Genomic DNA, 22,967 nt, shown 5'->3' with positions numbered 1-22,967 from the left:
CGACCGACAGCTTAGCGGCTCATCCCATGGCTGGCTACAGCCTCCAGGCGGAGCGGATGACGAGCGAGACCTTGTCGCCGACGCTGACCGGCAGACGGCTGAAGGCACGCAGCATCTGGTCGTCGCCGAGCATAAGCTTCAGCGCGTAGCGCTCTCCCTCGAAAAGAACCGAGGTCACGGTCGCCGGCATGCCCTCGCCGCCGATCTCGACATCCTGCGGGCGCACGAGGATATCGGCGCAATCGGAGCCTTGGGAGTGACCGAGCAGGCCTTCCAGTACAGGCCAGTCCATCAGACGGTTGGCTGCGGATGCAGCCGGCCATTTCAGAACTGCCCCCTGCCCCACAAGCCCGCCGACCAGCCGGCCCTCGGGACGCGCATAGATCTCCTGCGGGCTTGCTACCTGCAGCAATCGTCCTTCGGACATCACGGCCACATCGGTTGCCAGCGCCATGGCTTCGGCCTGATCGTGGGTGACATAGATCATCGTTGCGCCGGACCGGGCGTGGAAATCGCGGAACGTCTCCTCCATTTCCTGGCGCAGATGCCGATCGAGATTGGCGAGCGGCTCGTCGAGCAGAACCACATCCGGTTCGGTGACGAGGCAACGCGCGAGCGCCACGCGCTGCCGCTGGCCGCCGGACAGATCGGCGGGCCTGCGGTCGGCATAGGCTTCCAGCCGAACGGCGTTGAGCGCCTCGCGGATCTTCGCCTTGCGTCGCTCGCCGGTGACACCGCGAACTTTAAGCGGATAACCGACATTGTCGGCGACGCTCATATGCGGCCAGAGCGCATAGGACTGGAAGACCATCGCCATGTTGCGATGTTCCGGCTGCACCATATCACCGGCATCGGCCAGAACCCGGTCGCCGAGCAGGATCGCGCCGTCGGTCGGCTGTTCGAAGCCGGCGATCATCCTGAGGACTGTCGTCTTGCCGCAGCCGGAGGGACCGAGGAGTGCAAGGAACCCACCGTCGCGCACCGTCAGCGACACGTCGTTGACGGCCAGGCGACCGCCGGTTTCGAATGCCTTTGAGAGGCGGTTGAGGATCAGCTTCGCCACGGTACCACACCTTTCGGCAGTCTTTTCGCCATCAGTTCCAGCACCAGCATCATCGCGACCACCATGATGACCACGAGGACGGAAAGTGCTGCTGCGAGGTTGAAGCTGCCGCTGTCATCGAGATTGTAGATTGCCACGCCGAGCGTCTGGGTGCCGGCCGACCAGAGGATGGCCGAAACGGTGAGCTCGTTGCAGGCAATGAGGAATACGAGAATGACGGACGCGCCAGCGGCCGGCGCCACCAACGGCACGACGATATCCATCAGCCGCCGTCCGAACCCCGCGCCGGAAAGGCGTGCGGCCTCTTCCAGTGACGGATCAAGCTGACGGAAAGCGCTCACCACCGGCTTCAGGCTGACCGCGAAGAAGCTGGAGAAATAGGCGACGAGGATGATCCAGATCGTCCCGTAGATCGAGATTCCGATGATCGGGATCGGCGCGGCGAAGACGAGGATCAGGGCAACGGCGAGTACGATGCCGGGCAGCGCATAAGGGATCTCCGCCAGCGCCGAGAGGATTGGGGCAAGACGGCTTTTCGAGCGCACGAGGTAATAGCCGGTCAATACAGTCACCACCAGGAGACCCAGGGCCGTCGCGAGCGAAAGCGTCACCGAGTTGAAGAAGGCCGTGCGGGTGATCGCCTGGCGGAACAGAACCTCGCGATAGGCATCGAGCGTTACCGTCGCCGGGGTCAGCGGCACGCCATAGGCGGGCGCGAGAGAGCTAGCCACCAGCGCCGTCAGCGGCATGACCAGCATGATGAAGATCAGGAGCCAGAGAATCAATTCTCCGGGGTAGCGCCAGTGTCCGAGCCGGAACATCGCCACTTGGCCGGACAGGCCGATTACACGGTAATCGCGACCGCGCAGCACCCGTTCCTCGACCGTCAGGCCGATGATGGAGAGGATGGCGATCAGGCCGGAAAGCAGCGAGACATCGCCGAACGTGTTGGGGCCGAAAGCGGCGAATTTCGAGTAGATCAGGGTCGGCAGCGTATAGATGGAGGCCGGAATGCCGAGAATGGCGGGAATGCCGAAATTGCCGACGCAGGAGACGAAGGCAATCGCAGCACCAGCGACGAAACCCGGCAGCGACAGAGGCAGGATGATATCCTTCAGCACCTGCCACGACGATGCACCGGAAAGGCGAGCGGCCTCGACGCCGTCGCGCGGCAATGCCAGTAGGCCGGCGCGTAGCGACAGGAAGACGAGCGGCGCGTTCTGCACGCCATAGAGAAGCGCGATGCCGCCGACCGAATAGAGCGGCTGCGGCGAGCCGAGTGGCGGGGCCATCCCGATCGCTTTCAGGAGCGCGCTCGAAGGCCCGGTCATGCCGATCCAGGCAAGTGCCGTCACCTGCGGCGGGATCATCGTCGGCAGCATGAAAAGGAAGCCGAGCGCCGTCTTGCCGCGCACGTCAAACAGCGTCAGCAGCAGGGCGAAACCGCCACCGAGAATGACGGCGGCGATCATGCCGAGGAAGGAGGTTGTCAGCGTGTCATAGACGGCCTGCCAGACGGCGCGATCCGAGAGAAGTTCGCGCGCACCGCCATCGAAGATCGATGAGAAGCCGGTCATGGCGAGGCGTCCGAGCGGTAGAACGCTCAGGAAGAAGATCACCACGACGACAAAGGAAAACAGCCAGCGGGGCTGGCTGTTTCCTCGATTTTTAAATCGGGACATAGGGCTTTATATCAGCCCTTGGTGCCGAAGATATCGGAGAACGTCTTGACGTCCTTTTCCGAGTTTTTGAGGGCCTCTGCGGCATTGAGCGGCAGAACCTTGATCTCGCTGCGCGCCGGATAGCCGGCCGGCAGGTCGATGCCGTTACGGGCCGGGATGTAGCCGAGGCTGGACGCGATCTTCTGACCGTTTTCCGACAGGAGGTAATCCATGAACTTCTTGGCAGCGTCCTGATGCTTGGTCGACGAGAGGATCGCCGCCGGCTCGGTGACGGCGGACACGCCCTCCTTCGGGAAGACGAACTCGACCGGAGCACCCTTGGCCTTTTCGCGGATCGGCAGGTAATCGACGACGACGCCGTAGGCCTTCTCGCCCGAGGCAACCGACTTCAGGATGCCGCCGTTACCACCGGCCGCAACCGCGCCGTTGTCCTTGAGCTTCTGATAATAGTCCCAGCCGAGGCCTTCGACGGCTGTCAGCGTCTGGGCGTGGATGAGAGCTGCACCCGAAGCAACAGGGCTCGGCATGGTGACGAGACCCTTGGCTTCCGGCTTGGCGAGATCCGCCCAGCTTTCCGGCTTCATGGCAGCCTGGGTGTTGTACATGATGCCGGTGGTGATCAGCTTGGTAGAGTAATAGTAGCCGTCGGCATCGTAGAGCGAAGCATCGAAATTCTTGGCTTCCGGCGACTTGTAGGCCAGCAGCTGGCCGGCGGCCTTCATGCGCTCGAAGGTGACGGTGTCGGCGATCAGAAGCACGTCGGCGACCGGGTTGCCGGCTGCGATTTCGGCGTTGAGCTTCGCCATGATCTGCGGCGTGCCGTCACGAACCCACTCGACGTCGAGGTTCGGGTTCTCGGCCTTGAAGCCGTCGATCGTCGCCTGTGCGTCCGCATTCGGCTGGCTGGTGTAGATCACGAGATCGGCAGCGTTGACAACGCCCGAGAGGCCAAGCGCGACAAGCGCCGTGAAGGTGGAAAGAAGCTTCGTCATGGGTGGTCATCCAGTTTGAGATGACGCGCTTAAACACACATTCAACGACACTCATGTGACAGCGATTGACGTATAGGTAAGCATACAACGGAAAAGGGCGGAAACAACGAGTTTCCGCCCTTTATAGCTTCTGAATACGAATCCCGATCAGATAATCGGCAGGCTTTCACGCTCTTCGACGGAGGCGTTTGCGATCAGCCGGCCGAGACGCTTGATGCCCTCGTCGATCATCTCGTCGTTGGCGCAGGAGAAGGAGACGCGCAGCGTGTTGGCATTGCTGCCATCGGCATAGAAGGCCTTGCCGGGAACGAAGGCGACCTTTTCCGTCGCCAGCGACTTTGCCAGCAGTTCGGCGCCGTCCATGCCTTCCGGCAGTGTGACCCAGACGAACATGCCGCCTTCGGGCTTCGTCCAGCTGGTGCTCTTCGGCATGTATTTTTCGAGAGCCGCGAGCATCGCATCGCGGCGACCACTATAGACGCGCTTCAGCTTGGCGATCTGTTCGGCAAACCCGCGCGAGGCGACGTGTTCGACGGCGATCTGGTTGATCGTCGAGGAATGCAGGTCGGCAGCCTGTTTCATCAGCACCAGTTTGCGGATGACCGGCATGGAAGCGATGACGAAGCCGACACGCAGACCCGGTGCCAGCGTCTTGGAGAAGCTGCCGCTGTAGATCGTGCGGGTCTTCTCGATGCCGCCACTGCGGGCGATATCGAGCGACAGGATCGGCGGGATCGCCTCACCGTCGAAACGCAGGTTCTGGTAGGCCGCGTCCTCGAGGATCGCGATATCCAGTTCGTCGGCCAGCGCCAGCAGCTTTTCGCGGCCAGCCAGATCGACAGTCTCGCCGGTCGGGTTGGAAAAGTCGGCGGAGAGATAGGCGAACTTGACGTCGCCGCCGGCCTTGGCGGCCGTGTCGCGATAGGCATCCGGCGTGCGGTTGCCGTTCAGCGACAGCTGATCATAGTTGGGCTCGTAGGCGTTGAAGGCCGAGAGCGCGCCGAGATAGGTCGGCCAGGTGACGAGCGCCGTATCGTTCGGCGACAAGAACAGCTTGCCGAGATAATCGAGCGCCTGCTGCGAACCGGAGGTGATGAAGACGTTGTCGGCCGTGCAGTCGATGCCGATCTTGGCAACGTCCTCGACGATCCAGTCGCGCAGCGGCTTGTAGCCTTCGCTGACAGAATATTGCAGCGCCGAATTGACCTGCGAGCCGGCAAAGATGTCCGCATAGGCCTTCTGGAAGGCTTCTGCCGGAAAAAGCGCCGGATCGGGAATGCCGCCGGCAAACGAGATGATGTCCGGCTGTTCGAGCAGCTTCAGCAGTTCGCGGATTTCCGAAGCCTTCATGCGGCTGGAACGGGTGGCGAAGATATGTTCCCAATCAAGCACGGGATGTTTCCTCATATTTCAATTTTGTTGGCCGGAGCTTTACAGAAAGATCGTAAGGTCAGCAATACTGACCTATCGATATTCGGTACGCTTTTGTCTCCGTGACAATCCGAATGACATCCGGACTGCTTTACATTTCTCTGGCATGCATTGCCAATTCCTTGTCATAACGATGACCGACCGGCGGAGGTCCGGTCGTGGAGGAGGAATACATGCTGAAGAACCTGGATCCGGCACTCAATGCCGATGTCCTTTATGCGCTCAGATCTATGGGCCATGGCGATACGCTGGTGATCGCCGACACCAATTTTCCGTCCGATTCGGTGGCGCGGCAGACTGTGCTCGGCAAGGTGCTGCGGATGGACAACCTATCGTCGGCGCGCGCCTTCGAGGCGATCCTGTCGGTCTTCCCGCTCGACACGCCGCTGCAGCCTTCGGTCGGGCGTATGGAGGTGATCGGCGAGCCGGAGACAATCCCGCACATCCAGCGCGAAGTGCAGGCGGAAATCGATGCGGCCGAAGGCGCCACTGCCCCGATGTACGGAATCGAGCGGTTCGCCTTCTACGAACAGGCGAAAAAGGCCTACTGCGTCATCGCCACCGGCGAAACCCGTTTCTACGGCTGCTTCATCCTGACCAAGGGCGTCGTTCCGCCGAAGGCCTGATCGAACGTGACACTGCGCGAAATGGCTTCGCGCAGTGTCTTGATGCGGTTTGGAACCGAAGCTTAGTTGACGGTCTTGTCGACCAGCTTGTTCTTGCCGATCCAGGGCATCATGGCACGCAGCTTGGTGCCGACTTCCTCGATCTGGTGGGTGTCGTTCATGCGGCGGATGCCCTTGAAGCGGGCGCCGCCGGCGCGGTATTCCTGCATCCAGTCCGAGGTGAACTTGCCGGTCTGGATGTCGGTGAGGACTCGCTTCATCTCGGCCTTCGTCTCGGCGGTGATGATGCGCGGACCGGTAACGTACTCGCCCCACTCGGCCGTGTTGGAGATCGAGTAGTTCATGTTGGCGATGCCGCCTTCATAGATCAGGTCGACGATCAGCTTCACTTCGTGCAGGCACTCGAAATAGGCCATTTCCGGGGCATAGCCGCCTTCAACCAGCGTCTCGAAGCCGGCGCGGATCAGTTCGACCAGGCCGCCGCAGAGAACGACCTGTTCGCCGAAGAGGTCGGTTTCGCACTCTTCCTTGAAGGAGGTCTCGATGATGCCCGAACGACCGCCGCCAACGCCGCAGGCGTAGGAGAGCGCGGTTTCGAGCGCGTTGCCCGAAGCGTTCTGGTGGATGGCAACGAGGCAGGGAACGCCGCCGCCCTTCTGGTATTCACCGCGAACCGTGTGGCCCGGGCCCTTCGGCGCGATCATGACGACGTCGACCGATGCCTTCGGCTCGATCAGGCCGAAATGGACGTTGAGGCCGTGCGCAAACGCGATTGCCGCGCCGTCACGGATGTTGTCGGCGATCTCGGCCTTGTAGATGTCGGCCTGCAGTTCGTCCGGCGTCGCCATCATCATCAAGTCGGCCCATGCGGCGGCTTCGGAAACCGTCATGACCTTGAAGCCGTCGGCCTCTGCCTTCTTGATGGTCGGCGAACCGGCCTTGAGTGCGATGACGACGTTGTTGGCGCCGCTGTCCTTCAGGTTCAGCGCGTGTGCGCGGCCCTGGGAACCGTAGCCGATGATGGCGACCTTCTTGGCCTTGATCAGGTTGAGGTCGGCGTCACGATCGTAAAAAACGCGCATCTTAAATTCCTTCCCTATGCGTGTGTTTGTCTGGGTTTGTTTAGCGTCCGGCGGAAACGCGCAATGCGTCCGCCGATTTCTGTTCGGCGCCATGCAGCGTCAGGAAGGCCTCGACGGCCTTCTGCGCCTGGCGCGTGCTGTCCTTCGGCCCCGGCTCTCCCAACAGCATGCGGACATGCAGATCGGAGACGATCAGGCCGTAGAATACGTGATAGGCCGCGTCGGCATTGTCGAAGCGCAAGAGGCTCGCGCGCTTGCCGGCCTCCATCAGCGCCACGGCGCGCCGATCGATCTGGCGGCGGCCGTGCTCGACGAGCAGCTTGCCGAGCTTTGAACCGTCGCGGCTGGTCTGGCCGATCGCCAGCCGGTTGAGCGCCAGCGACACGTCGCCGGCGAGAACGTCCAGCAAATCGTGGGCGAACTGTTCCAGGTGATGGATAAGGAGTTCATGGGTCAGGCGCTCGCCAGACCGCTCAAAGGTGCGCACCTTGCTGGCCTGGAAGGCAATCATCGCGGCCAGAAGTCCGTCGCGATCGCCGAACCATTTATAGAGGCTTTCCTTCGAACAGCTTGCGGCACGCGCCAGACCGGAGGTCGTCAGCGCCTTGTCGCCACCCTCGACCAGCAGGCGCAAAGCCTGCTCCAGAACCTCGTTCTGGCGCGGGGAAAATTCGGGCATGTCGACGCTATCGGATCTCACGGCTCACCTCTTCGCAGCACCCTCTCCCCATTCGAGGCCCCGAGCACCGCGTCGCTCCACTTTAGTACCGTACGGTACGGTTCTGCCTTTTAAAGCAAATCAGCGGCGCGTCAAGAGCCGCGTTGCGCCATAGATGCGGCGAGCAAAAGAAAGAGCGTCAGCCGGTCGCGCTCCTGAGTACCGCATCCATGTCACGCACAGGCGACATGCCGTAGAGCCGGCTGTATTCCCGGCTGAACTGCGACGGGCTTTGATACCCGACACGGTGGCCCGCATTGCCGACATCCAGCCCTTCCATCAGCATCAGCCGGCGCGCTTCGTGCAGGCGCAGCTGCTTCTGGTACTGGACCGGCGTCATCGCGGTGATCGTCTTGAAATGATGGTGGAAGGATGAGGCGCTCATGCCGACATGCTCCGCCAGATCGTCGATGCGCAGCGTTCCGGCATAATTGCCTCTCAGCCATGCGATCGCGCGTGCGATCCGGTTGCCGTGGCTATCGGCGGTGGCGAGGCTGATCAATTGGCCGCCGGCAGGTCCGGTGAGGATACGATAGAGGATTTCCTGCTCGATCAGCGGCGCCATCGCGGCGATGTCCTGTGGACGATCGAGCAAGCGCATCAGGCGTACCGAAGCATCGAGAAGCTCCGGCGTCGCCGCATTGACGACAATGCCGCGCTGGGCCGTGGACGGCGGCGCGCTGCGGGAAAGCCCTGCCTTGCCCATCAGATCGAGCACCTTTTCGCTGCTGATCGCCACCGTGATGCAGAAATGCGGTACTTCGCGGCTTGCCTCCACCACGCGCCAGGCGACCGGCAGTTCCTGAGAGGTGAGAAGATAGTCCCCGGCCCCGTAATTGATTGTATCTCCGCCTAATTGCACGCATTTCGCCCCCTGAATGACCATTGCGAAACAGGGGCGATAGCTGCCATGGCAAGGCTCGCTGGGGGATGAGCGGCGGCTGATGCCAAACCCCTCGATGGCCGTGGAGGCCTCCCCCTCAGCGGTTGCAAAGCGGGCCGCGATGGACGCGATTTCCTGATAGGGGCTGAAGGGCAATGTCATCGGGCACGTCTCCGAAAAGGGCGAATGGCGGACTGCCATTCTATAGCGTGTCACCGTCTTGGCAACGAGCGCTAACGCGCAATTTTGGAGGATCGTGCAAGAAGCTTGCAGGATCGATCTAACGCTCTATCTCGGCCCGACGCATAGTGCCGCCGTTGATTTTCAACCCATTATGAATGGAGTGTTCCATGCCCATCGCCAGAGGCTATGCCGCCACCGACGCCACCAGCCCGTTGACCCCCTTCACCTTCGAGCGCCGCGAGCCGAACGACGATGACGTCGTCATCGACATCAAGTTCGCCGGCATCTGCCATTCCGATATCCACACCGTCCGCAACGAGTGGAAGAACGCAGTTTACCCGATCGTTCCGGGCCACGAGATCGCCGGCATCGTCAAGGCGGTCGGCTCCAAGGTCACCAGGTTCAAGGTCGGCGACCGCGTCGGCGTCGGCTGCTTCGTCGATTCTTGCGTCGGCTGCGCCACGCGCGACCTCGACAACGAGCATTACCTGCCGGGTCTCGTACAGACCTATAACGATGTCGACACGCTGAACGGCAATGCCCCGACACAGGGCGGCTATTCCGACTCGATCGTCGTCAAGGAAGGCTATGTCCTGTCGATCCCGGACAGCCTGCCGCTCGACGCCGCAGCCCCGCTTCTGTGCGCCGGCATCACCCTCTACTCGCCGCTGCACCGCTGGCAGGCCGGCCCTGGCAAGAAGGTTGCCATTGTCGGCATGGGCGGCCTCGGCCACATGGGCGTCAAGATCGGTGCCGCCATGGGTGCGGACGTTACCGTTCTTTCGCAGTCCCTGTCGAAGAAGGAAGACGGCCTCAAGCTCGGCGCCAAGGATTACTACGCCACCAGCGACGAGGAAACCTTCAAGAAGCTGGCCGGCTATTTCGACCTGATCATCTGCACCGCAGGTGTGGCGATCGACTGGAACGCCTATCTCGGCCTCGTCAAGCCGAAGGGCGCCATGGTCGTCGTCGGCGCGCCGGAACATCCGATCCCGGTTCATGCCTTCTCGCTGATCTTCGGCGCCAAGGAACTCTCCGGCTCTATGATCGGCTCGATCAAGGAAACCCAGGAAATGCTGGATTTCTGCGGCGAGAAGGGCATCGTCTCGGAAATCGAGAAGATCAGCATCGACCAGGTCAACGAAGCCTATGAGCGCGTGCTGAAGAGCGACGTTCGCTACCGCTTCGTCATCGACATGGCGACGCTCGACGCCGCCTGATCGAACGGAACAACAGTCATGCGAAAGGGCGGCCTATGGGCCGCCCTTTTTTCATGCCGTTACACCGGAGAACCTAAGCCAGTTCGCTTGCGTCGAAGCGCGTGCGCGCAGCCTTTACCGCCGCGTGATTGTCCGCCGCCCAGGTCAGCACTTTCGACAGCGGCGCAAACAGCGAGCGGCCCAGATCCGTCATGCTGTATTCGACGCTCGGCGGCTTGGTCGGAAACACTTCGCGGTGGATATAGCCGTCGCGCTGCAGGTCGCGCAGCGTCTGCGTCAGCATGCGCTGCGAAATGTCCGGCACCAGACGGCGCAGCTCACCGAATCGATAGGGCCGTTCCGCTAGCGCCTGGAGGATGAGCGTCGACCATTTTCCGGCAATCTGGTTCATCACATCGCGCACCGGACAGTTGCCCGCATCCCAGCCGGACATGTCGCATGGTGCTCCGGACAGTGTGGCGTTGCGTGCCTTCGCGTCCATGATGGTGGTTCCCTTTTGGTAACGATCTGCCGGAAATGTGCCTCCTTTACAGATCACGGTCAATTCCTATTTTAGCGCTAGTCTCTTTTTGAGACCTGCATTCAGCCGGCGCATCCGGCATTACAAAAGGACACGACATGACCAGACTTCTCGTCACCGGCGCCGCCGGACAGCTTGGCCGCGCAACCCTTCGCCATCTTCTGGAAACATCGAAGGTCGCAGCATCAGACATCGTCGCGGCCAGCCGCGATCCGTCCAAACTGTCGGATCTCGCAGCGCTTGGCATCGAGACACGCAAGGCGGATTTCACCGCCGAAGCAGGGCTTGCCGCAGCCTTTTCAGGCATAGACCGGGTGCTGATCATCTCCACCGACGACCTGGCAACGCCGGGCGGACGCCTGACGCAGCACAGAAACGCCGTAGCAGCCGCCGCAAAGGCCGGCGTCGGGCACATCCTCTACACATCGATGCCGAACCCGGACAAATCGCTGGTGTCCTTCGCGCCCGATCATCTCGGCACCGAAGAGGCGATCAAGGCGACAGGCCTGCCCTACACGATCCTGCGCAATGCCTGGTATGACGACAACTACCTCATGTCGATGCCGCACAATCTGGAAACCGGCACCTGGTACACGGCGCAAGGCGAAGGCCGTGTCTCCAATATCAGCCGTGACGACTGCGCCCGCGCGGCCGCCGCAGCCCTCGCCAATCCGCCGGCTGGCAGCACGACGCTGACGCTCACCGGCGCGGAGACATTCAACGCCGCAGAAGTCGCCGCCCTCGTGACCTCGGCCACGGGCAAGCCCCTGAATGTCGTACAGGTCGACACAGAACAGCTCGCCGGCGGCATGACCGCGGCCGGCCTGCCCGATTTCCTCGTGAAAATGCTGGTATCGGCCGACGCCAATATCGCGGCAGGCAATTTCGACATCGTCACCGACGACTACGCATCACTGACCGGTGAAAAGCCGACACCGCTTGCCGACTTCCTCGTCGCCAAGCGTGATGCGCTGATTGGCTGACAGCCTAAAAAGGCAATGCCGCCCGGATGGGGCGGCATTGCAAACTCTGCGTGTAGAGACCGAGGCCTAGGCAACGTCCCTAATGGCGTCAGCCGCACGGCCGGAGCGCATCGAACGGATCTGGATCAGCGTATCGAGGTTCTGATTGACGCGGCAATAGAATTCCTCGTCGATGAACGGCCGCAGCATGAAGTCGTTGCCGCCGGCCTTGAGGAAGCGCGCCGACAGCAGGCGGTCCGACGAGGACGAAACGCCGATGATGCGCAATTCATGCGAACCGCGTACCGAGCGCACCCGCCGCGTCAGTTCGAAACCGTCGATATCGGGCATGTTGTAGTCGGTGATGACGAGGCCGATATCCTTGTTCTGCTTGAGCAGTTCCAGCGCCTTGGCGCCGCTCTCCGCGATGCTGACGCGGAAATTGTAGCGCTTCAGGCGGCTCGACAGCAATGCACGCGCCGTCGGGCTGTCGTCAACGATCAATACGTGGTGGCGATGGTTGGTGAGGAAACGGCAGACCGATTCCGCCAGCATGTCGACGGCAAAGACGTTGTCCTTCAGAATGTAGTCGACGATATCCTTCGACAGAAGCTTGTCGCGGGTTTCCTGATGGAATGTGCCGGTGAAGACGATCGTCGGGATCGACAGGTCGATCAGATATTCGAGCGCCTCGCCGTTTTCCGCGCCCGGCAGATTGATGTTCGAGATCGCCAGCGTGATCGGATCGCTCGATCGGTCATAGGCAAGCTGCAGGTCTTCGAAATTGCGGCAGATCTCCACGTCGATACCGAAGAGTTCCTTCATCCGCTTGCCGACCATGGATGTAAAGACATTGGAATCCTCTGCCAGGAGGATACGGAAATTGCCGAGTGACTCGCCGGAATACTGCATCCCGGAAATGCCGAGGAATGTCATTTTTGCCCCTTACCAATAAAGAATAACCCCTGCACCGGCTTTTACTTTAGCCGACTTGCGGAAGCGTTAATCGACGGGGAAGCGCCTGCAGCATTACGGGATCGTGTCGGTACAAATCGGCAAAATAGGTCAATCAAATGCGCACTTGCATGCTTAACGATACTTGAGTGTGCGAATGGAAAAGGCGACTGCATCCGGCCGCCTTTCTCGTCATCCATGTTCTTGTCGTCTTCCCTGTGTCATGCGCCGCCGCGCACGTCGTCCTCTGCTGGCGGGATCGGCAGTCCCTGGTGATAGACGACTTCGGAACGCGGGAACGGGATCTCCACCCCTTCCTTGCGGAAGCGCTTGAGGATCTCGATGCGTACGCCGTTGCGGATGCGGATGCCGTCGCCCATGTCGGCGAGATGGAAGCGCAGCTCGAAATCGAGCGACGAGCCGCCGAACGCGAGGAAGTCGACATGCGGACCGGGATTGCGCAGGATTTCCGGCACCTGCTCGACGATGTCCATCAGAATCGCGATCACCTGTTCGGGATCGGAATCATAGCTGACCGAAACCTTGATCTCCTGCCGCTGGATGCGGTTCTTCAGCGTCCAGTTGCCGACCGGCGCGTTGATGAGATCGGAATTCGGCACGACGATCGCCTGCTGTCGGAACGTCTCGATTTCTGTCGCGCGCACGGAGATGCGCTTGACGATGCCTTCCGTCGTTCCCGTCACCACATGGTCGCCCACCTTGAACGGTCGCTCGACGAGCAGGATCAGGCCGGACACGAAGTTCGACACGATGTTCTGCAGACCGAAACCGATACCGACCGACAGGGCCGAGGCGACGAGGGCGAGGTTGGAGAGATTGATGCCCGCCGCCGACACGCCGATGATGGCGGCAAGGCCAAGCCCGAGATAGCCGATACCGGTCTTGACCGAATTGCGGACGCCGACATCGACCTGGCTACGCGCCATGACATTGCCGTCGACCCATTTCTGCACCCAGCGGGTGACCGTGTAGCCCAGCGCGAACAGAAGCACGCCGCCGAAGATGCCGACGATCGAGATGGAAATATTGCCGATGCGGAATTCGGTGAAGAAGTTGACGACCCAGGATTCGATATCGCTGACCTGGAAGCCCCAGGTGATCAGGATCAGCGGAATGCCGAGTGCCAGCGCAAACGCATAGAGGGCAAGACCGACAAACAGCCCCGCCTGATCAAGCCCGATTTCGCCGAACCTGTAGCGTTCGACCAGCCGACGTCCCAGAAGCGTGTCGTTGAATGCCCCACGCTTGGAAATCGCCTTGCCGGAGAGAATGCCGATATAGATGAGCGCGACGACCGCACCGGTCAGAACGATCTGCGTCGAGGCAAAGCGGGCAAGCCCGACATATCCGGCAACGACGCTGAGCAGAAGCAGCCCGCCCATGATCCTGAACAGGATCGCCAGCGAACGCGGCCACGGCCGCCCCTGCCCCGAGACATCCTCGCCCTCGGCCACGACCGGCCTGATGAACGAGATGCAGAGCAGGATGATGCCGATGATGACCGATGCAAGCAGGCTCTTGGCGATGGTCAGCACGAGCGGCGAGTTGAGCGCCTCGCTGACGGCTCCGAGAAGATAATCAAGCCCGTTGACGACCGCCATGGCGATGATCGCCAGGCTCAGCAGCCGCGCGCCGCGGTTGGTGATCTTCACCAGGCGCCATGCCGGCTCGTCCGGCGAAAGCGCCGCATAGGTGAGGTTCCAGACGAAATGCAGGAACCAGATGAAACCGAAGAAGGTTGCGATGATCGGCGCCACATCCGGTCTCAGGACATTGAAGCCTTCGAGGAAGAGGTAGGAAGCAATCAGGAATGCGGCAAAGGAGACGCTCTGCAGCACCGTCGACCAGAACGTGTACGACAGCCGCTTCATATAGGCGGGTTCGCCGTCGCCGCTGCGGGTGACGAAGCGGCCGAACAGGCGATAGCCACCCGACAGGAAAAGAAAGCCCGCCCCGACGGAGAGCACGATGGCGCCTATGAGCGACCAGGCCTTGAAGCGCCAGACGAAGCCCATCCAGCTGCCGATCGTCGCGTTGAAGTTATGCACTTCGGTGACGAAGGCGTTGCCGGCATCGACGAACAGTTCTGGCGACAGTTCGGTATGCTTGAAAAGCGTCTGGGCAAACAGGTTGCGGCGCAGCGTCGTGATCGAGTTGGCAAGCTGCGTCGCACCATTCGAAAGACTGCCGGCATCGTCGGCGATGAGGCTGAGTTCGGAACGCTCGTTTTGCAGCTTGGAGCGTTCCTCGGCGACGGCCGGCGCCTCGGGCGGCTGGCCGGATGCCGGCGGCTCGCCAAGACTGGTCAACCGCCCCTGGATCTGGTCGATGCGGGATTTCATCGCGTCGGACGCGACACGCATCTCCTCGATGATCGCTTCCGCCTTCACCCTGACGTCGGCCAGCCGCGAATCGTCGTCGGCCGCCTCCTGAACCGTGGTGCGGAACCCTTCGAGTTGCTGCCGCATCGACTGCAGCTTGTCTTTCATCTCGATATTGATCGAATCCGCCGTCACATCGGCGGCGCCTGCGGCCGGCGGCGCGGCGAAAGCCTGCGCCTGCGCATTCCCGGACACACCGAAGGCGCCGGCGAGAATGGCAAGTGTCATGAAGGCTGCAGCGAGAAAACGGGCCTGCGAGAGGCTTCTGAATATGGTGGAGGCCAATGGTCTCTCTTCTGGTTAACCGAGTCGCGCCGCAAAATAGGGACAGTTCTGGGCAAAGAAAAGGAATGTTGCAGACTTGCACAAATACGGCGGAACCCTGGAACAATTGTGTGCGTTACCTAAGCGCAATTCACCAAAAGGGGTAAGGCAATGGAAGAAGCAGGAATCGGCTGGTTCGCAGCCATCATCATCGGCGGTATTGCCGGCTGGCTGGCAGAAAAATTCATGAAGAGCGACATGGGCATCTTCATGAACATCATTCTCGGCATCGTCGGTGCCATCATCGCCAATGCGCTGCTCGGTGTGTTCGGCATAGTGCTCGGCGGCTGGATCGGCTACCTGATCGCGGGCTTCATCGGCGCCTGCATTCTCATCGCGGTTGCCCGCGCCTTCCGGCGCTGACCGAACCGATCATATCGAGACGATGAGGAAATGGCGCCAACCGGCGCCATTTTACGTTGAATGCAGCGCAAAAGCCGCGATCTCGTGAATTCAGAGAGAGTGTTCGACCTTACGCCGGCAATGCGATCGCGGCTGGATCATGGCCCAGCATATCGGCTAGCGCCTCGACAACGATCGCATGATCCATGCGCTGCGGCAGGCCGGAAAGCGTCACGGCGCCGATGCAGCCCGCACCCCCGACCATGATCGGAAAACTGCCGCCATGGGCGGCGTAATCGGCATCGGAAAGCCCGAATTTCGCCTCGAGCGTAGCATCCTGCGCCGCAAGCATGCGGCCGATACGGTAGCTGGACTGGAAAAAATGCAGCGTGACATTACGCTTGCGGCGAACCCAGCGCGCATTGTCGGCGGTCGATCCGTCGAGCGCCGTGTAAAACACCGGCATCGCATGCAGGGTGATGTCGATGGCCACCGGCAGCGCCTGCCGGCCGGCGATCTGCCGCAGGCGACTACCGAGTTCCCACGCCGCATCCGCATCGAAACGCTGGAACACGAGTACGCGCTCCTGCTCGGCGATGCGGGCGATATCCTCTTCGATCGACATGGATCCCTCCCCAACACGCTGTCCTAGCGCATCAATACCCCAAAACCCCTCAAGTCACCGGGCCGTGAAAGCAGAGAGTTCCTCGACCGCAAAGCCGATACGTTCCCGAAGCGCTGGCGAAGCGACCTGATAGCCTGAGAAATCGCGGTCGGACGCATAGATCGCAGTCGGGATTGTATGGGCCATGAAAAAGCCGAACAGCGGCCGCATCTGGTGCTCCACCATCAGCGCATGCCGCTCGCCCCCGCCGGTCGCCGTGATCAGGACCGGCTTGCCACGCAACTGCTCGGGATCGATCAGATCGATAAAATGCTTGAACATGCCCGGATAGCTGCCCTTGTAGGTGGGCGAGCCGATGACGATAATATCTGCGTCGACCAGCGCCGAAATCACCGCGGCTGCATCGGCGTCGAGATCGGCCTGAGACTTGGCGGCACCGAGAGACGGGCCGACATCGTTGAGATCATAGACCGCTTTTGCAAGCCCGTAGCGGGCGCAGGCCAATTCCGCCACCTGATCGACCAGTGAGAAAGTCTTGGATGGCCGGCTATGGCTTCCTGCAAGGCCGACCAATTTCAGTTTCGTCATTCCAGAATTCCGTTCACTCAGGCGTTCCGTTCGTCGGATCGGATCAATCAACGCGGTTATCCCGTCCGACCTATCATCTTGGCGGCGTTCGCGAAAGATCATCCTCGGCGGCTCCGCCAGACAGGCGTCGCCGAAAAGTGAAAAACAACGGTCCCGCCACGCTCGTCTTGCGCTTGCCTTGGCGGGCCGCGAGGACTACGGATGACGAAAAGTTGATGGTGCAGCCCAGCATGGCTGTCGCGGCATCGCCGACGTCCTCCGGATGATCTCCGGCCCCAATCCATTTTCAGGTCGCCCCAATCCAGACAGGTCAAGAATGACGGAATTCCTCACTTTAGCCGGCCTTGCAGCATTCGCTCAGGTCATCATGATCGATCTCGTCCTGTCGGGCGACAATGCCATCGTCATCGGCCTCGCCACCGCCGGCCTTCCCGCCCATCAGCGCAAGAAGGCGATCATCTTCGGCATCGCGGCAGCGACCATATTGAGGATCGTGTTTGCGGCGATTGCCTCCTACCTTCTCGGCATCGTCGGTCTGCAGCTCATCGGCGGACTGCTGCTCGCCTGGGTCTGCTGGAAGATGTGGACGGAACTGCGCCAGTCGCCGGAAGACGCACACGGTGCCGCCGACACGCATGCAGACGGAAAGCGCAAGGAAAAGACCTTTTTTCAGGCCGCCACCCAGATCATTATCGCCGACGTCTCGATGTCGCTGGACAACGTGCTCGCGGTGGCGGGCGCAGCCCAGGACCATACGACCATCCTGATCGTCGGCCTGGTCTTTTCGATCGCGCTGATGGGACTGGCTGCTAATTTCGTCGCCGGCCTGCTCAATCGCCATCGCTGGATCGCCTATGCCGGCCTTGCCGTGATCGTCTATGTCGCAGCGACGATGATTTATCACGGCGCCGTCGAGGTCCTGCCGCTCATCAACGCGGCCTGAGTCGAAAGCACTGAACAATCAGCAATGCCGGGCGGCGGGCCTTATCGCTCGCCGCCCGTCGTTCGGATAGCGCCGTCAGAGCGCCCTTACCGCCTCCAGCACCTCTTCGGCATGGCCGGCGACCTTCACCTTCGGCCAGATCCCGGCGATCTTTCCGTCGCGGTCGATTAAAAACGTCGAGCGCTCGATCCCCATATAGGTCTTGCCGTACATGCTCTTTTCTTTCCAGACGCCGTAGCGCTGGCAGACAACCGTGTCCTCGTCCGATCCTAGCGCCACCGTCAGCTCCCGCTTGGCGACGAAATTGTCGTGCTTCTTGACGCTGTCGGCCGAAATCCCGACAACCGCCGCACCGAGTTTTTCGAATTCCGCAAGAAGCTGTGAAAAAGCGATCGCCTCCGTCGTGCAGCCCGGCGTATCGTCCTTTGGGTAGAAATAGAGAACGAGCGCCTTTCCCTTGTAATCGGCAAGCGAAATCCTGCTGCCGCCGTTGCCCGGAAGGTCGAAATCGGACGCCTTTGCGCCAATTTTGAGTTCAGCCATCGTTTTCCTTTCTTTCGCCAGTATCTTGAGTGATGGTTGCCGCCATGGGTATATACAGGCCGGAGAGGCGTCCAGATCACCTGTGGATGCATAAGGACGAGTTCTTCACTGAATGGCGGAAATTCGAGGAGAGAAGGTAAGCTTCGGGAAGAACGATATCGTTCCCCTGCACGACTACCCGTCCGCCCAGGCCGAAGACCCGATCATCGTCCATTGCCCGCCGCATCGCAGCCACACTTTCCGCGCCTGCAAGATGGTCGGCCTGTTCGTCGTGCTGGTTCTTGTGGCGATCGGCAGCGCCGTGTTTGCCATCGAAGGCGGCATCGTCGACGGCGCGCTGACGAATCGCGCCCAGACCGCCCTCAACAACGCCATCGGGCCGCGCTATGTTTCCACCGTCGGCTCGACGGCCATCCGGTTCGATACCGACTTCCGCCTCGCCATAGAAGCACGCGACGTCGATATCGTCGAGCGCGCCACCGGTCAGCATCTGAGCCGCACCGGCGTATTGCGCATGGCGGTCGATCCATTGGCTCTGCTCGGCGGCCGAATCTCCATCAACAGCATCGCCGCACAGTCGATCCGCCTGGAAACCGCGCAACTGCCGCAGGGCGATCCGATCGCCTTCTCCAAGGTGCGCGTCGATGCCCTGCCGCAACTGCTGGAGCAGGCATTCCAGCGCCTCGACGAGGCGCGCGGGCTGATCGAGCGGACAGGCACGGCAGCAATTCGCCTCGCCGGCATCCAGATCGTCCTGCCCGCACCGCCCGGCAGAACGCCGACGGCACTCGAAATCACCGATCTTGAACTTGCCCGCACGGATGATGGGGAAATCGGCGTCAACGGCACGATCACCGTCAACGGCCGCCATGCAAGCCTTACGGCCACCTCACGCACCGTCGAGGGCGTCACCGCTGCACTCTCGGCAAAACTCTCCGATCTGGAAGTGACGCCTTTCCTGCTTCAGCGGATGGAAAGCGGCGCCCCCCGCGAGGGGCTGGAAAGCTCGCTCGACCTCGATCTCAATGCCTCGCGCTCGCGCGGCGAAGCACAGAAGCCCGCGATGCAGGCGACGCTGACCAATGCGCCCGGCCATTTCTATTTCGACGGCATCCAGCAGACGTTCAGCGGCGCCACCATCAACATCGCCTATAACTTCGACAAGAACTCCGTCGAGATCCTGAAATCGGAGGCGCGCTTCGGGCCCACCGTCCTGCCTTTCACCGGCGCCGTGATCGACCTCAACCGTCTGGATGCCGCAGACAGCCGCATCGGCTTCGGTCTCGACCTTCTGGTCAGCGGCGGCACGGCCGTCGGCGGCTCGGAGGGAGAGGAACCGGCTCACTTCGACCTCAAGGCGACCGGCCGCTATCTTGCCGCTGACAGGCAGCTCGAATTCGACGAGATGGGCCTTGCCAGCCCGCTCGGCCGCATGGCGGCATCGCTCAAGGTCCGCTTCGGCGACAGGTCGCCGGAAATCAGCTTCGGCGGCCAAATCCCGCAGATGCAGGTCACCGGCGTCAAGCAGATGTGGCCGTTCTGGATGGCCCGCAGGCCGCGTGAATGGATCATGCAGAACCTCTTCGGTGGAACGGTCAGCAACGGCACGATGGCGGTTTTCATTCCGGCCGGCCGCATGCGCGGACCGGGCATGCCGATGAACCTCGGCGAAAGCGAGTTGCAGATCAGTTTCGGCATTGCCGACGCGCGCCTCAACCTTCCCGGAGACGTGCCGCCGCTGCGCGATATCGCCGGAAAATTCTCGCTTCGCGGTGAGAAACTCGCCGTCGATGTCGATCAGGCGGCGACGTTCGCACCTTCAGGCCGTGTCGTATCCGTCGCCAGGGGCAGTCGTTTCAGCATTCCCTCCACCTATGCCCGCCCGCTGATGGCCGACATTGCGCTCAAGCTTTCCGGCAATGCCGACGCGATCACCGAGCTGGCCAGTTTCGCACCGATCAACGCATTGAGAGGCACGGACTTCGCGCCCGGCGACTTTTCCGGCAAGGCAAGCGCTGATGTGACCGCACGGTTCGGGCTTATCAACGATCACAAGCCGCCGCGCCCGGTATGGAACGCGGCCGTCCGGCTCGACGGCGTCAACCTGGCCAAAGACATGCAGGGCCACAGGATCGGCGGCCTCAATGGCACGCTCGATATCGACAATCGGTCAGCCCGGCTCTCCGCCAAGGGCGCGCTCGACGATATCCCGGCCGAATTCACCGTTGTCCAACCGATCGACAAGACGGCCGGCGTGAAAGCCGAGCAGGTTATCAAGGCCACGCTCAACAACACCCAGCGCGACAAGCTCGTCCCCGGCCTTTCCGAACTGGTCGACGGCCAGATCACCGCCGAGATCACCAGGATCGACGACAAGCGTCAGGCGGTGGGGCTGGATCTATCGCGTGCAGCGCTCACCGTGCCATGGCTCGGCTGGACCAAGGGTAGCGGCATCGGCGCCAAGGCGGCGTTCAATGCCGTCACCGGTGAAAACCGCGCCATGACGCTAGAGGATTTCCAGTTGAGCGGCGAGAGTTTCGGCGCCCGCGGCACCATTCAGCTGGCAGCCGGCGCGCTGACCTCGGCCAATCTTTCGCAGGTCAAACTGTCACCGGCCGACGACTATGCCGTCAGCATCAAGCGCGCCAGAAACAGTTACGATGTCGCCGTCAGCGGATCGAGTGTCGATATCCGCCCGGTGATCACCCGCTTGCGTTCCGGCAGCGGAGCCAAGTCATCGGACGGCGGCAGCGATGGCGCCGGCGTCAGCCTGCGTGGCCGGATCGACCGCGCCATCGGCTTCAACGACGAATCGCTGTCGAACGTGCAGCTGGATTTCTCCACCAACGGCTCCGCCATATCGCGCGCCGATCTGACCGCCGTAACCGGCAGCGGTCAGGCGCTCGTCACCCAGATGACGCGCGGGGAAACGATCACCGTGACCAGCAGCGACGCAGGCGCGCTCGCCCGGTTTTCCGATATCTACGACAATCTCAACGGCGGCCTGCTGAACCTCAGGCTGCGCGCGCAGGGCAATGACTGGGTCGGTTCGCTCGATATCAGGAGCTTCTCGCTCAACAACGAACAGCGGCTGCAGTCGCTCGTCTCGACGCCGGTCGGCAATGACGGGCGCAGCCTCAACTCGGCCGTCAAGCGCGATATCGACGTGTCCTCGGCCCGCTTCCAGCGCGGTTTTGCTGGCCTCGCCTACCGCGACGGAACGCTGCTTATCGCCAATGGCGTCGTCCGCGGTGAGCAGATCGGCGCCACCTTCCAGGGCGCGCTGCGCGACAAGAACGGCGACATGGACCTGACAGGCACATTCATGCCGGCCTATGGCCTCAACCGGCTGTTCGGCGAACTGCCGCTGATCGGCGCCATCCTCGGCAATGGCCGCGATCGCGGCCTGCTGGGCATCACGTTCAAGCTTCAGGGCCCGTTCGACGCACCGCGACTTGCAGTCAACCCGCTATCGCTGATCGCACCGGGTGTCTTCCGCCAGATCTTCGAGTTCCAGTAACCGCAGTCCTTGATCCTTCCGGCAGCAAAAAGCCGCCCCGGAAACCCGGCGCGGCTTTTGATGTATGCTGGCTGATAGCGTTGGCTGATCAGGCCGGGCGAACCAGAATGTGCTTCTTCTTGCCGAGGGAAAGCTTGATCACGCCATCGGCTGTGATCTCGCCGGAACCGATCACCTTGCGTTCGTCGGAGATCGCAACGTCGTTGATGCGCACTGCACCGCCCTGAACATGCCGGCGCGCCTCGCCGTTCGACGCGGCAAGACCCGCCTTGACGATCAGCGCCAGCAGGCCAACGCCTGCCTCCAGCTCGCCCGCGGCAATATCGATCGACGGCAGATTATCGGCGAGCGCGCCCTCCTCGAAGGTCTTGCGCGCCGTCTCGGCCGCCTGCTCGGCGTTGCCGCGACCATGCAGCATGGCTGTCACTTCGGTCGCGAGGATTTTCTTGACCTCGTTGATCTCGGAGCCGCCAAGCGCCGAAAGCCTTGCGATCTCGTCCATCGGCAGCGTCGTGTAGAGCTTCAGGAAACGCGAAACGTCGGCGTCCTCGGTGTTGCGCCAGTATTGCCAGAAGTCGTAGGCCGAGAGCATGTCGGGGTTCAGCCAGACGGCACCATTCAGCGATTTTCCCATCTTGGCGCCCGAAGAGGTCGTCAGCAGCGGCGAGGTCAGCGCGTATAGCTGCTCGGTTCCCATGCGATGGCCGAGGTCGATGCCGTTGATGATATTGCCCCACTGGTCCGAGCCGCCCATCTGCAGTCGGCAGCCGTAGCGCTTGTTCAGTTCGACGAAATCGTAGGCCTGCAGGATCATGTAGTTGAATTCGAGGAAGGACAGCGACTGTTCGCGGTCGAGGCGCGTCTTGACGCTGTCGAAGGACAGCATGCGGTTGACCGAGAAGTGACGGCCGACATCGCGCAGGAATTCAAGGTAGTTGATGTCGCGCAGCCAGTCGCCGTTATTGATCATCATGGCATCCTTCGGGCCCTCCCCGTAGGAAAGGTAATTGGCGAAGACGCGCTTGATGGAGGCGATGTTGCTTTCGATCGTGTCGATCGTCATCAGCTGACGGGCATCGTCCTTGAAGGACGGGTCGCCGACCATGCCGGTGCCGCCGCCCATCAAGGAAATCGGCTGGTGGCCCGTCTGCTGCATCCAGTGCAGCATCATGATCTGGATGAGACCACCCGCATGCAGCGAAGGTGCCGTCGGGTCGAAGCCGATATAGGCCGTCACGGTTTCCTTGGCGAACAGTTCGTCGAGACCCGCCTCGTCGGAGATCTGGTGAATGAAGCCGCGCTCGTCGAGCGTACGGAGGAAATCGGACTTGAACCTGGACATCTCTCTACTCTGTCGATGTTTT

General features: G+C 61.6%; 20 protein-coding genes. 6 read left to right on the top strand and 14 right to left on the bottom strand.

Annotated elements, in window-relative coordinates:
- Positions 1 to 34: 34 nt before the first annotated feature.
- The 4 genes from AC0JZ4_RS14590 to AC0JZ4_RS14575 all read right to left on the bottom strand — a co-directional run bounded on the left by AC0JZ4_RS14590 (position 35) and on the right by AC0JZ4_RS14575 (position 5,129).
- Positions 35 to 1,063 carry an ABC transporter ATP-binding protein gene (locus tag AC0JZ4_RS14590; RefSeq protein ID WP_471887082.1) on the bottom strand — a complete coding sequence of 343 codons (1,029 nt, stop codon included), beginning with the start codon at positions 1,061 to 1,063 and terminating at the stop codon, positions 35 to 37.
- The gene (locus AC0JZ4_RS14585; protein WP_471887081.1) at positions 1,051 to 2,745 is read right to left on the bottom strand and encodes an ABC transporter permease; all 1,695 of its coding nucleotides are present in this window, start codon (positions 2,743 to 2,745) and stop codon (positions 1,051 to 1,053) included. Before AC0JZ4_RS14585 ends, AC0JZ4_RS14590 begins: the two co-directional genes overlap by 13 nt.
- An 11-nt stretch (positions 2,746 to 2,756) precedes the next feature.
- A complete protein-coding gene (locus tag AC0JZ4_RS14580) occupies positions 2,757 to 3,737 on the bottom strand; it encodes an ABC transporter substrate-binding protein (protein ID WP_471887080.1) in 981 nt (326 codons plus the stop codon).
- Positions 3,738 to 3,884: 147 nt separating this feature from the next.
- On the bottom strand, positions 3,885 to 5,129 hold the full coding sequence (locus AC0JZ4_RS14575; RefSeq protein WP_471887079.1) for an aminotransferase-like domain-containing protein: 1,245 nt from the start codon (positions 5,127 to 5,129) through the stop codon (positions 3,885 to 3,887).
- A gap of 212 nt (positions 5,130 to 5,341) precedes the next feature.
- Between AC0JZ4_RS14575 and AC0JZ4_RS14570 the strand changes: the two genes are divergently transcribed.
- Entirely contained in the window at positions 5,342 to 5,794 is a 453-nt protein-coding gene (locus tag AC0JZ4_RS14570) for an RbsD/FucU family protein (RefSeq protein ID WP_471887078.1), read from the top strand.
- A 62-nt stretch (positions 5,795 to 5,856) separates the two neighbouring features.
- Here the strand turns inward: AC0JZ4_RS14570 and ilvC are convergent, their stop codons facing one another.
- From ilvC to AC0JZ4_RS14555, 3 genes are all read right to left on the bottom strand, one after another.
- Positions 5,857 to 6,876, bottom strand: coding sequence for a ketol-acid reductoisomerase (ilvC, locus tag AC0JZ4_RS14565; protein WP_471887077.1), 1,020 nt, complete (start codon positions 6,874 to 6,876; stop codon positions 5,857 to 5,859).
- 40 nt (positions 6,877 to 6,916) lie between these two features.
- A complete protein-coding gene (locus tag AC0JZ4_RS14560) occupies positions 6,917 to 7,555 on the bottom strand; it encodes a TetR/AcrR family transcriptional regulator C-terminal domain-containing protein (RefSeq protein WP_471887893.1) in 639 nt (212 codons plus the stop codon).
- Between the two features lie 178 nt (positions 7,556 to 7,733).
- A complete protein-coding gene (locus AC0JZ4_RS14555; protein ID WP_471887076.1) occupies positions 7,734 to 8,639 on the bottom strand; it encodes an AraC family transcriptional regulator in 906 nt (301 codons plus the stop codon).
- A gap of 188 nt (positions 8,640 to 8,827) precedes the next feature.
- Between AC0JZ4_RS14555 and AC0JZ4_RS14550 the strand changes: the two genes are divergently transcribed.
- Positions 8,828 to 9,880 carry an NAD(P)-dependent alcohol dehydrogenase gene (locus AC0JZ4_RS14550; RefSeq protein ID WP_471887075.1) on the top strand — a complete coding sequence of 351 codons (1,053 nt, stop codon included), beginning with the start codon at positions 8,828 to 8,830 and terminating at the stop codon, positions 9,878 to 9,880.
- Positions 9,881 to 9,953: 73 nt separating this feature from the next.
- On the opposite strand, the gene AC0JZ4_RS14545 is transcribed toward AC0JZ4_RS14550, so the two are convergent.
- Positions 9,954 to 10,361: a winged helix-turn-helix transcriptional regulator gene (locus AC0JZ4_RS14545; protein WP_471887074.1), complete on the bottom strand. Its 408-nt coding sequence runs from the start codon at positions 10,359 to 10,361 to the stop codon at positions 9,954 to 9,956.
- 137 nt (positions 10,362 to 10,498) lie between these two features.
- Here AC0JZ4_RS14545 and AC0JZ4_RS14540 point away from each other — a divergent pair, with 137 nt between their 5' ends.
- Positions 10,499 to 11,383, top strand: coding sequence for an SDR family oxidoreductase (locus AC0JZ4_RS14540; RefSeq protein WP_471887073.1), 885 nt, complete (start codon positions 10,499 to 10,501; stop codon positions 11,381 to 11,383).
- 66 nt (positions 11,384 to 11,449) lie between these two features.
- Here AC0JZ4_RS14540 and AC0JZ4_RS14535 read toward each other — a convergent pair whose 3' ends face one another.
- Both AC0JZ4_RS14535 and AC0JZ4_RS14530 read right to left on the bottom strand, forming a co-directional pair.
- Positions 11,450 to 12,298 (bottom strand): response regulator, encoded by an 849-nt coding sequence (locus AC0JZ4_RS14535; protein WP_471887072.1) that lies wholly within the window; start codon positions 12,296 to 12,298, stop codon positions 11,450 to 11,452.
- 239 nt (positions 12,299 to 12,537) lie between these two features.
- Complete coding sequence (locus AC0JZ4_RS14530; RefSeq protein ID WP_471887071.1) at positions 12,538 to 15,003, bottom strand: mechanosensitive ion channel domain-containing protein; 2,466 nt, start codon at positions 15,001 to 15,003, stop codon at positions 12,538 to 12,540.
- A gap of 150 nt (positions 15,004 to 15,153) precedes the next feature.
- Here AC0JZ4_RS14530 and AC0JZ4_RS14525 point away from each other — a divergent pair, with 150 nt between their 5' ends.
- Complete coding sequence (locus tag AC0JZ4_RS14525; RefSeq protein WP_471887070.1) at positions 15,154 to 15,405, top strand: GlsB/YeaQ/YmgE family stress response membrane protein; 252 nt, start codon at positions 15,154 to 15,156, stop codon at positions 15,403 to 15,405.
- A gap of 109 nt (positions 15,406 to 15,514) precedes the next feature.
- Here the strand turns inward: AC0JZ4_RS14525 and AC0JZ4_RS14520 are convergent, their stop codons facing one another.
- Both AC0JZ4_RS14520 and msuE read right to left on the bottom strand, forming a co-directional pair.
- Complete coding sequence (locus tag AC0JZ4_RS14520) at positions 15,515 to 16,009, bottom strand: heme-degrading domain-containing protein (protein ID WP_471887069.1); 495 nt, start codon at positions 16,007 to 16,009, stop codon at positions 15,515 to 15,517.
- Between the two features lie 54 nt (positions 16,010 to 16,063).
- Positions 16,064 to 16,597, bottom strand: a complete 534-nt coding sequence (gene msuE, locus AC0JZ4_RS14515; protein ID WP_471887068.1) for an FMN reductase — start codon at positions 16,595 to 16,597, stop codon at positions 16,064 to 16,066.
- Between the two features lie 316 nt (positions 16,598 to 16,913).
- On the opposite strand from msuE, the gene AC0JZ4_RS14510 reads away from it, so the two are divergent.
- Positions 16,914 to 17,540, top strand: coding sequence for a TerC family protein (locus AC0JZ4_RS14510; RefSeq protein WP_471887067.1), 627 nt, complete (start codon positions 16,914 to 16,916; stop codon positions 17,538 to 17,540).
- A gap of 75 nt (positions 17,541 to 17,615) precedes the next feature.
- On the opposite strand, the gene bcp is transcribed toward AC0JZ4_RS14510, so the two are convergent.
- Positions 17,616 to 18,083 (bottom strand): thioredoxin-dependent thiol peroxidase, encoded by a 468-nt coding sequence (bcp, locus tag AC0JZ4_RS14505; RefSeq protein ID WP_471887066.1) that lies wholly within the window; start codon positions 18,081 to 18,083, stop codon positions 17,616 to 17,618.
- Between the two features lie 112 nt (positions 18,084 to 18,195).
- On the opposite strand from bcp, the gene AC0JZ4_RS14500 reads away from it, so the two are divergent.
- Positions 18,196 to 21,603 carry a YhdP family protein gene (locus tag AC0JZ4_RS14500; protein WP_471887065.1) on the top strand — a complete coding sequence of 1,136 codons (3,408 nt, stop codon included), beginning with the start codon at positions 18,196 to 18,198 and terminating at the stop codon, positions 21,601 to 21,603.
- Positions 21,604 to 21,691: 88 nt separating this feature from the next.
- On the opposite strand, the gene tyrS is transcribed toward AC0JZ4_RS14500, so the two are convergent.
- On the bottom strand, positions 21,692 to 22,945 hold the full coding sequence (gene tyrS, locus AC0JZ4_RS14495) for a tyrosine--tRNA ligase (RefSeq protein ID WP_471887064.1): 1,254 nt from the start codon (positions 22,943 to 22,945) through the stop codon (positions 21,692 to 21,694).
- Positions 22,946 to 22,967 lie beyond the last annotated feature (22 nt).

The organism is [Rhizobium] kunmingense, from assembly GCF_977018605.1.
Note: the sequence above shows the minus strand (reverse complement) of the source record. Positions and strands in the feature narration are given on the sequence as shown.

Coding starts and splice junctions, on each gene's coding strand:
- ilvC (WP_471887077.1), bottom strand. CDS start 6,876: ATGCGCGTTTTTTACGATCGTGACGCCGACCTCAACCTGATCAAGGCC.
- AC0JZ4_RS14540 (WP_471887073.1), top strand. CDS start 10,499: ATGACCAGACTTCTCGTCACCGGCGCCGCCGGACAGCTTGGCCGCGCA.
- AC0JZ4_RS14585 (WP_471887081.1), bottom strand. CDS start 2,745: ATGTCCCGATTTAAAAATCGAGGAAACAGCCAGCCCCGCTGGCTGTTT.
- AC0JZ4_RS14550 (WP_471887075.1), top strand. CDS start 8,828: ATGCCCATCGCCAGAGGCTATGCCGCCACCGACGCCACCAGCCCGTTG.
- AC0JZ4_RS14525 (WP_471887070.1), top strand. CDS start 15,154: ATGGAAGAAGCAGGAATCGGCTGGTTCGCAGCCATCATCATCGGCGGT.
- AC0JZ4_RS14510 (WP_471887067.1), top strand. CDS start 16,914: ATGACGGAATTCCTCACTTTAGCCGGCCTTGCAGCATTCGCTCAGGTC.
- bcp (WP_471887066.1), bottom strand. CDS start 18,083: ATGGCTGAACTCAAAATTGGCGCAAAGGCGTCCGATTTCGACCTTCCG.
- AC0JZ4_RS14520 (WP_471887069.1), bottom strand. CDS start 16,009: ATGTCGATCGAAGAGGATATCGCCCGCATCGCCGAGCAGGAGCGCGTA.
- msuE (WP_471887068.1), bottom strand. CDS start 16,597: ATGACGAAACTGAAATTGGTCGGCCTTGCAGGAAGCCATAGCCGGCCA.
- tyrS (WP_471887064.1), bottom strand. CDS start 22,945: ATGTCCAGGTTCAAGTCCGATTTCCTCCGTACGCTCGACGAGCGCGGC.
- AC0JZ4_RS14580 (WP_471887080.1), bottom strand. CDS start 3,737: ATGACGAAGCTTCTTTCCACCTTCACGGCGCTTGTCGCGCTTGGCCTC.
- AC0JZ4_RS14535 (WP_471887072.1), bottom strand. CDS start 12,298: ATGACATTCCTCGGCATTTCCGGGATGCAGTATTCCGGCGAGTCACTC.
- AC0JZ4_RS14500 (WP_471887065.1), top strand. CDS start 18,196: ATGGCGGAAATTCGAGGAGAGAAGGTAAGCTTCGGGAAGAACGATATC.
- AC0JZ4_RS14560 (WP_471887893.1), bottom strand. CDS start 7,555: ATGCCCGAATTTTCCCCGCGCCAGAACGAGGTTCTGGAGCAGGCTTTG.
- AC0JZ4_RS14545 (WP_471887074.1), bottom strand. CDS start 10,361: ATGGACGCGAAGGCACGCAACGCCACACTGTCCGGAGCACCATGCGAC.
- AC0JZ4_RS14555 (WP_471887076.1), bottom strand. CDS start 8,639: ATGACATTGCCCTTCAGCCCCTATCAGGAAATCGCGTCCATCGCGGCC.
- AC0JZ4_RS14570 (WP_471887078.1), top strand. CDS start 5,342: ATGCTGAAGAACCTGGATCCGGCACTCAATGCCGATGTCCTTTATGCG.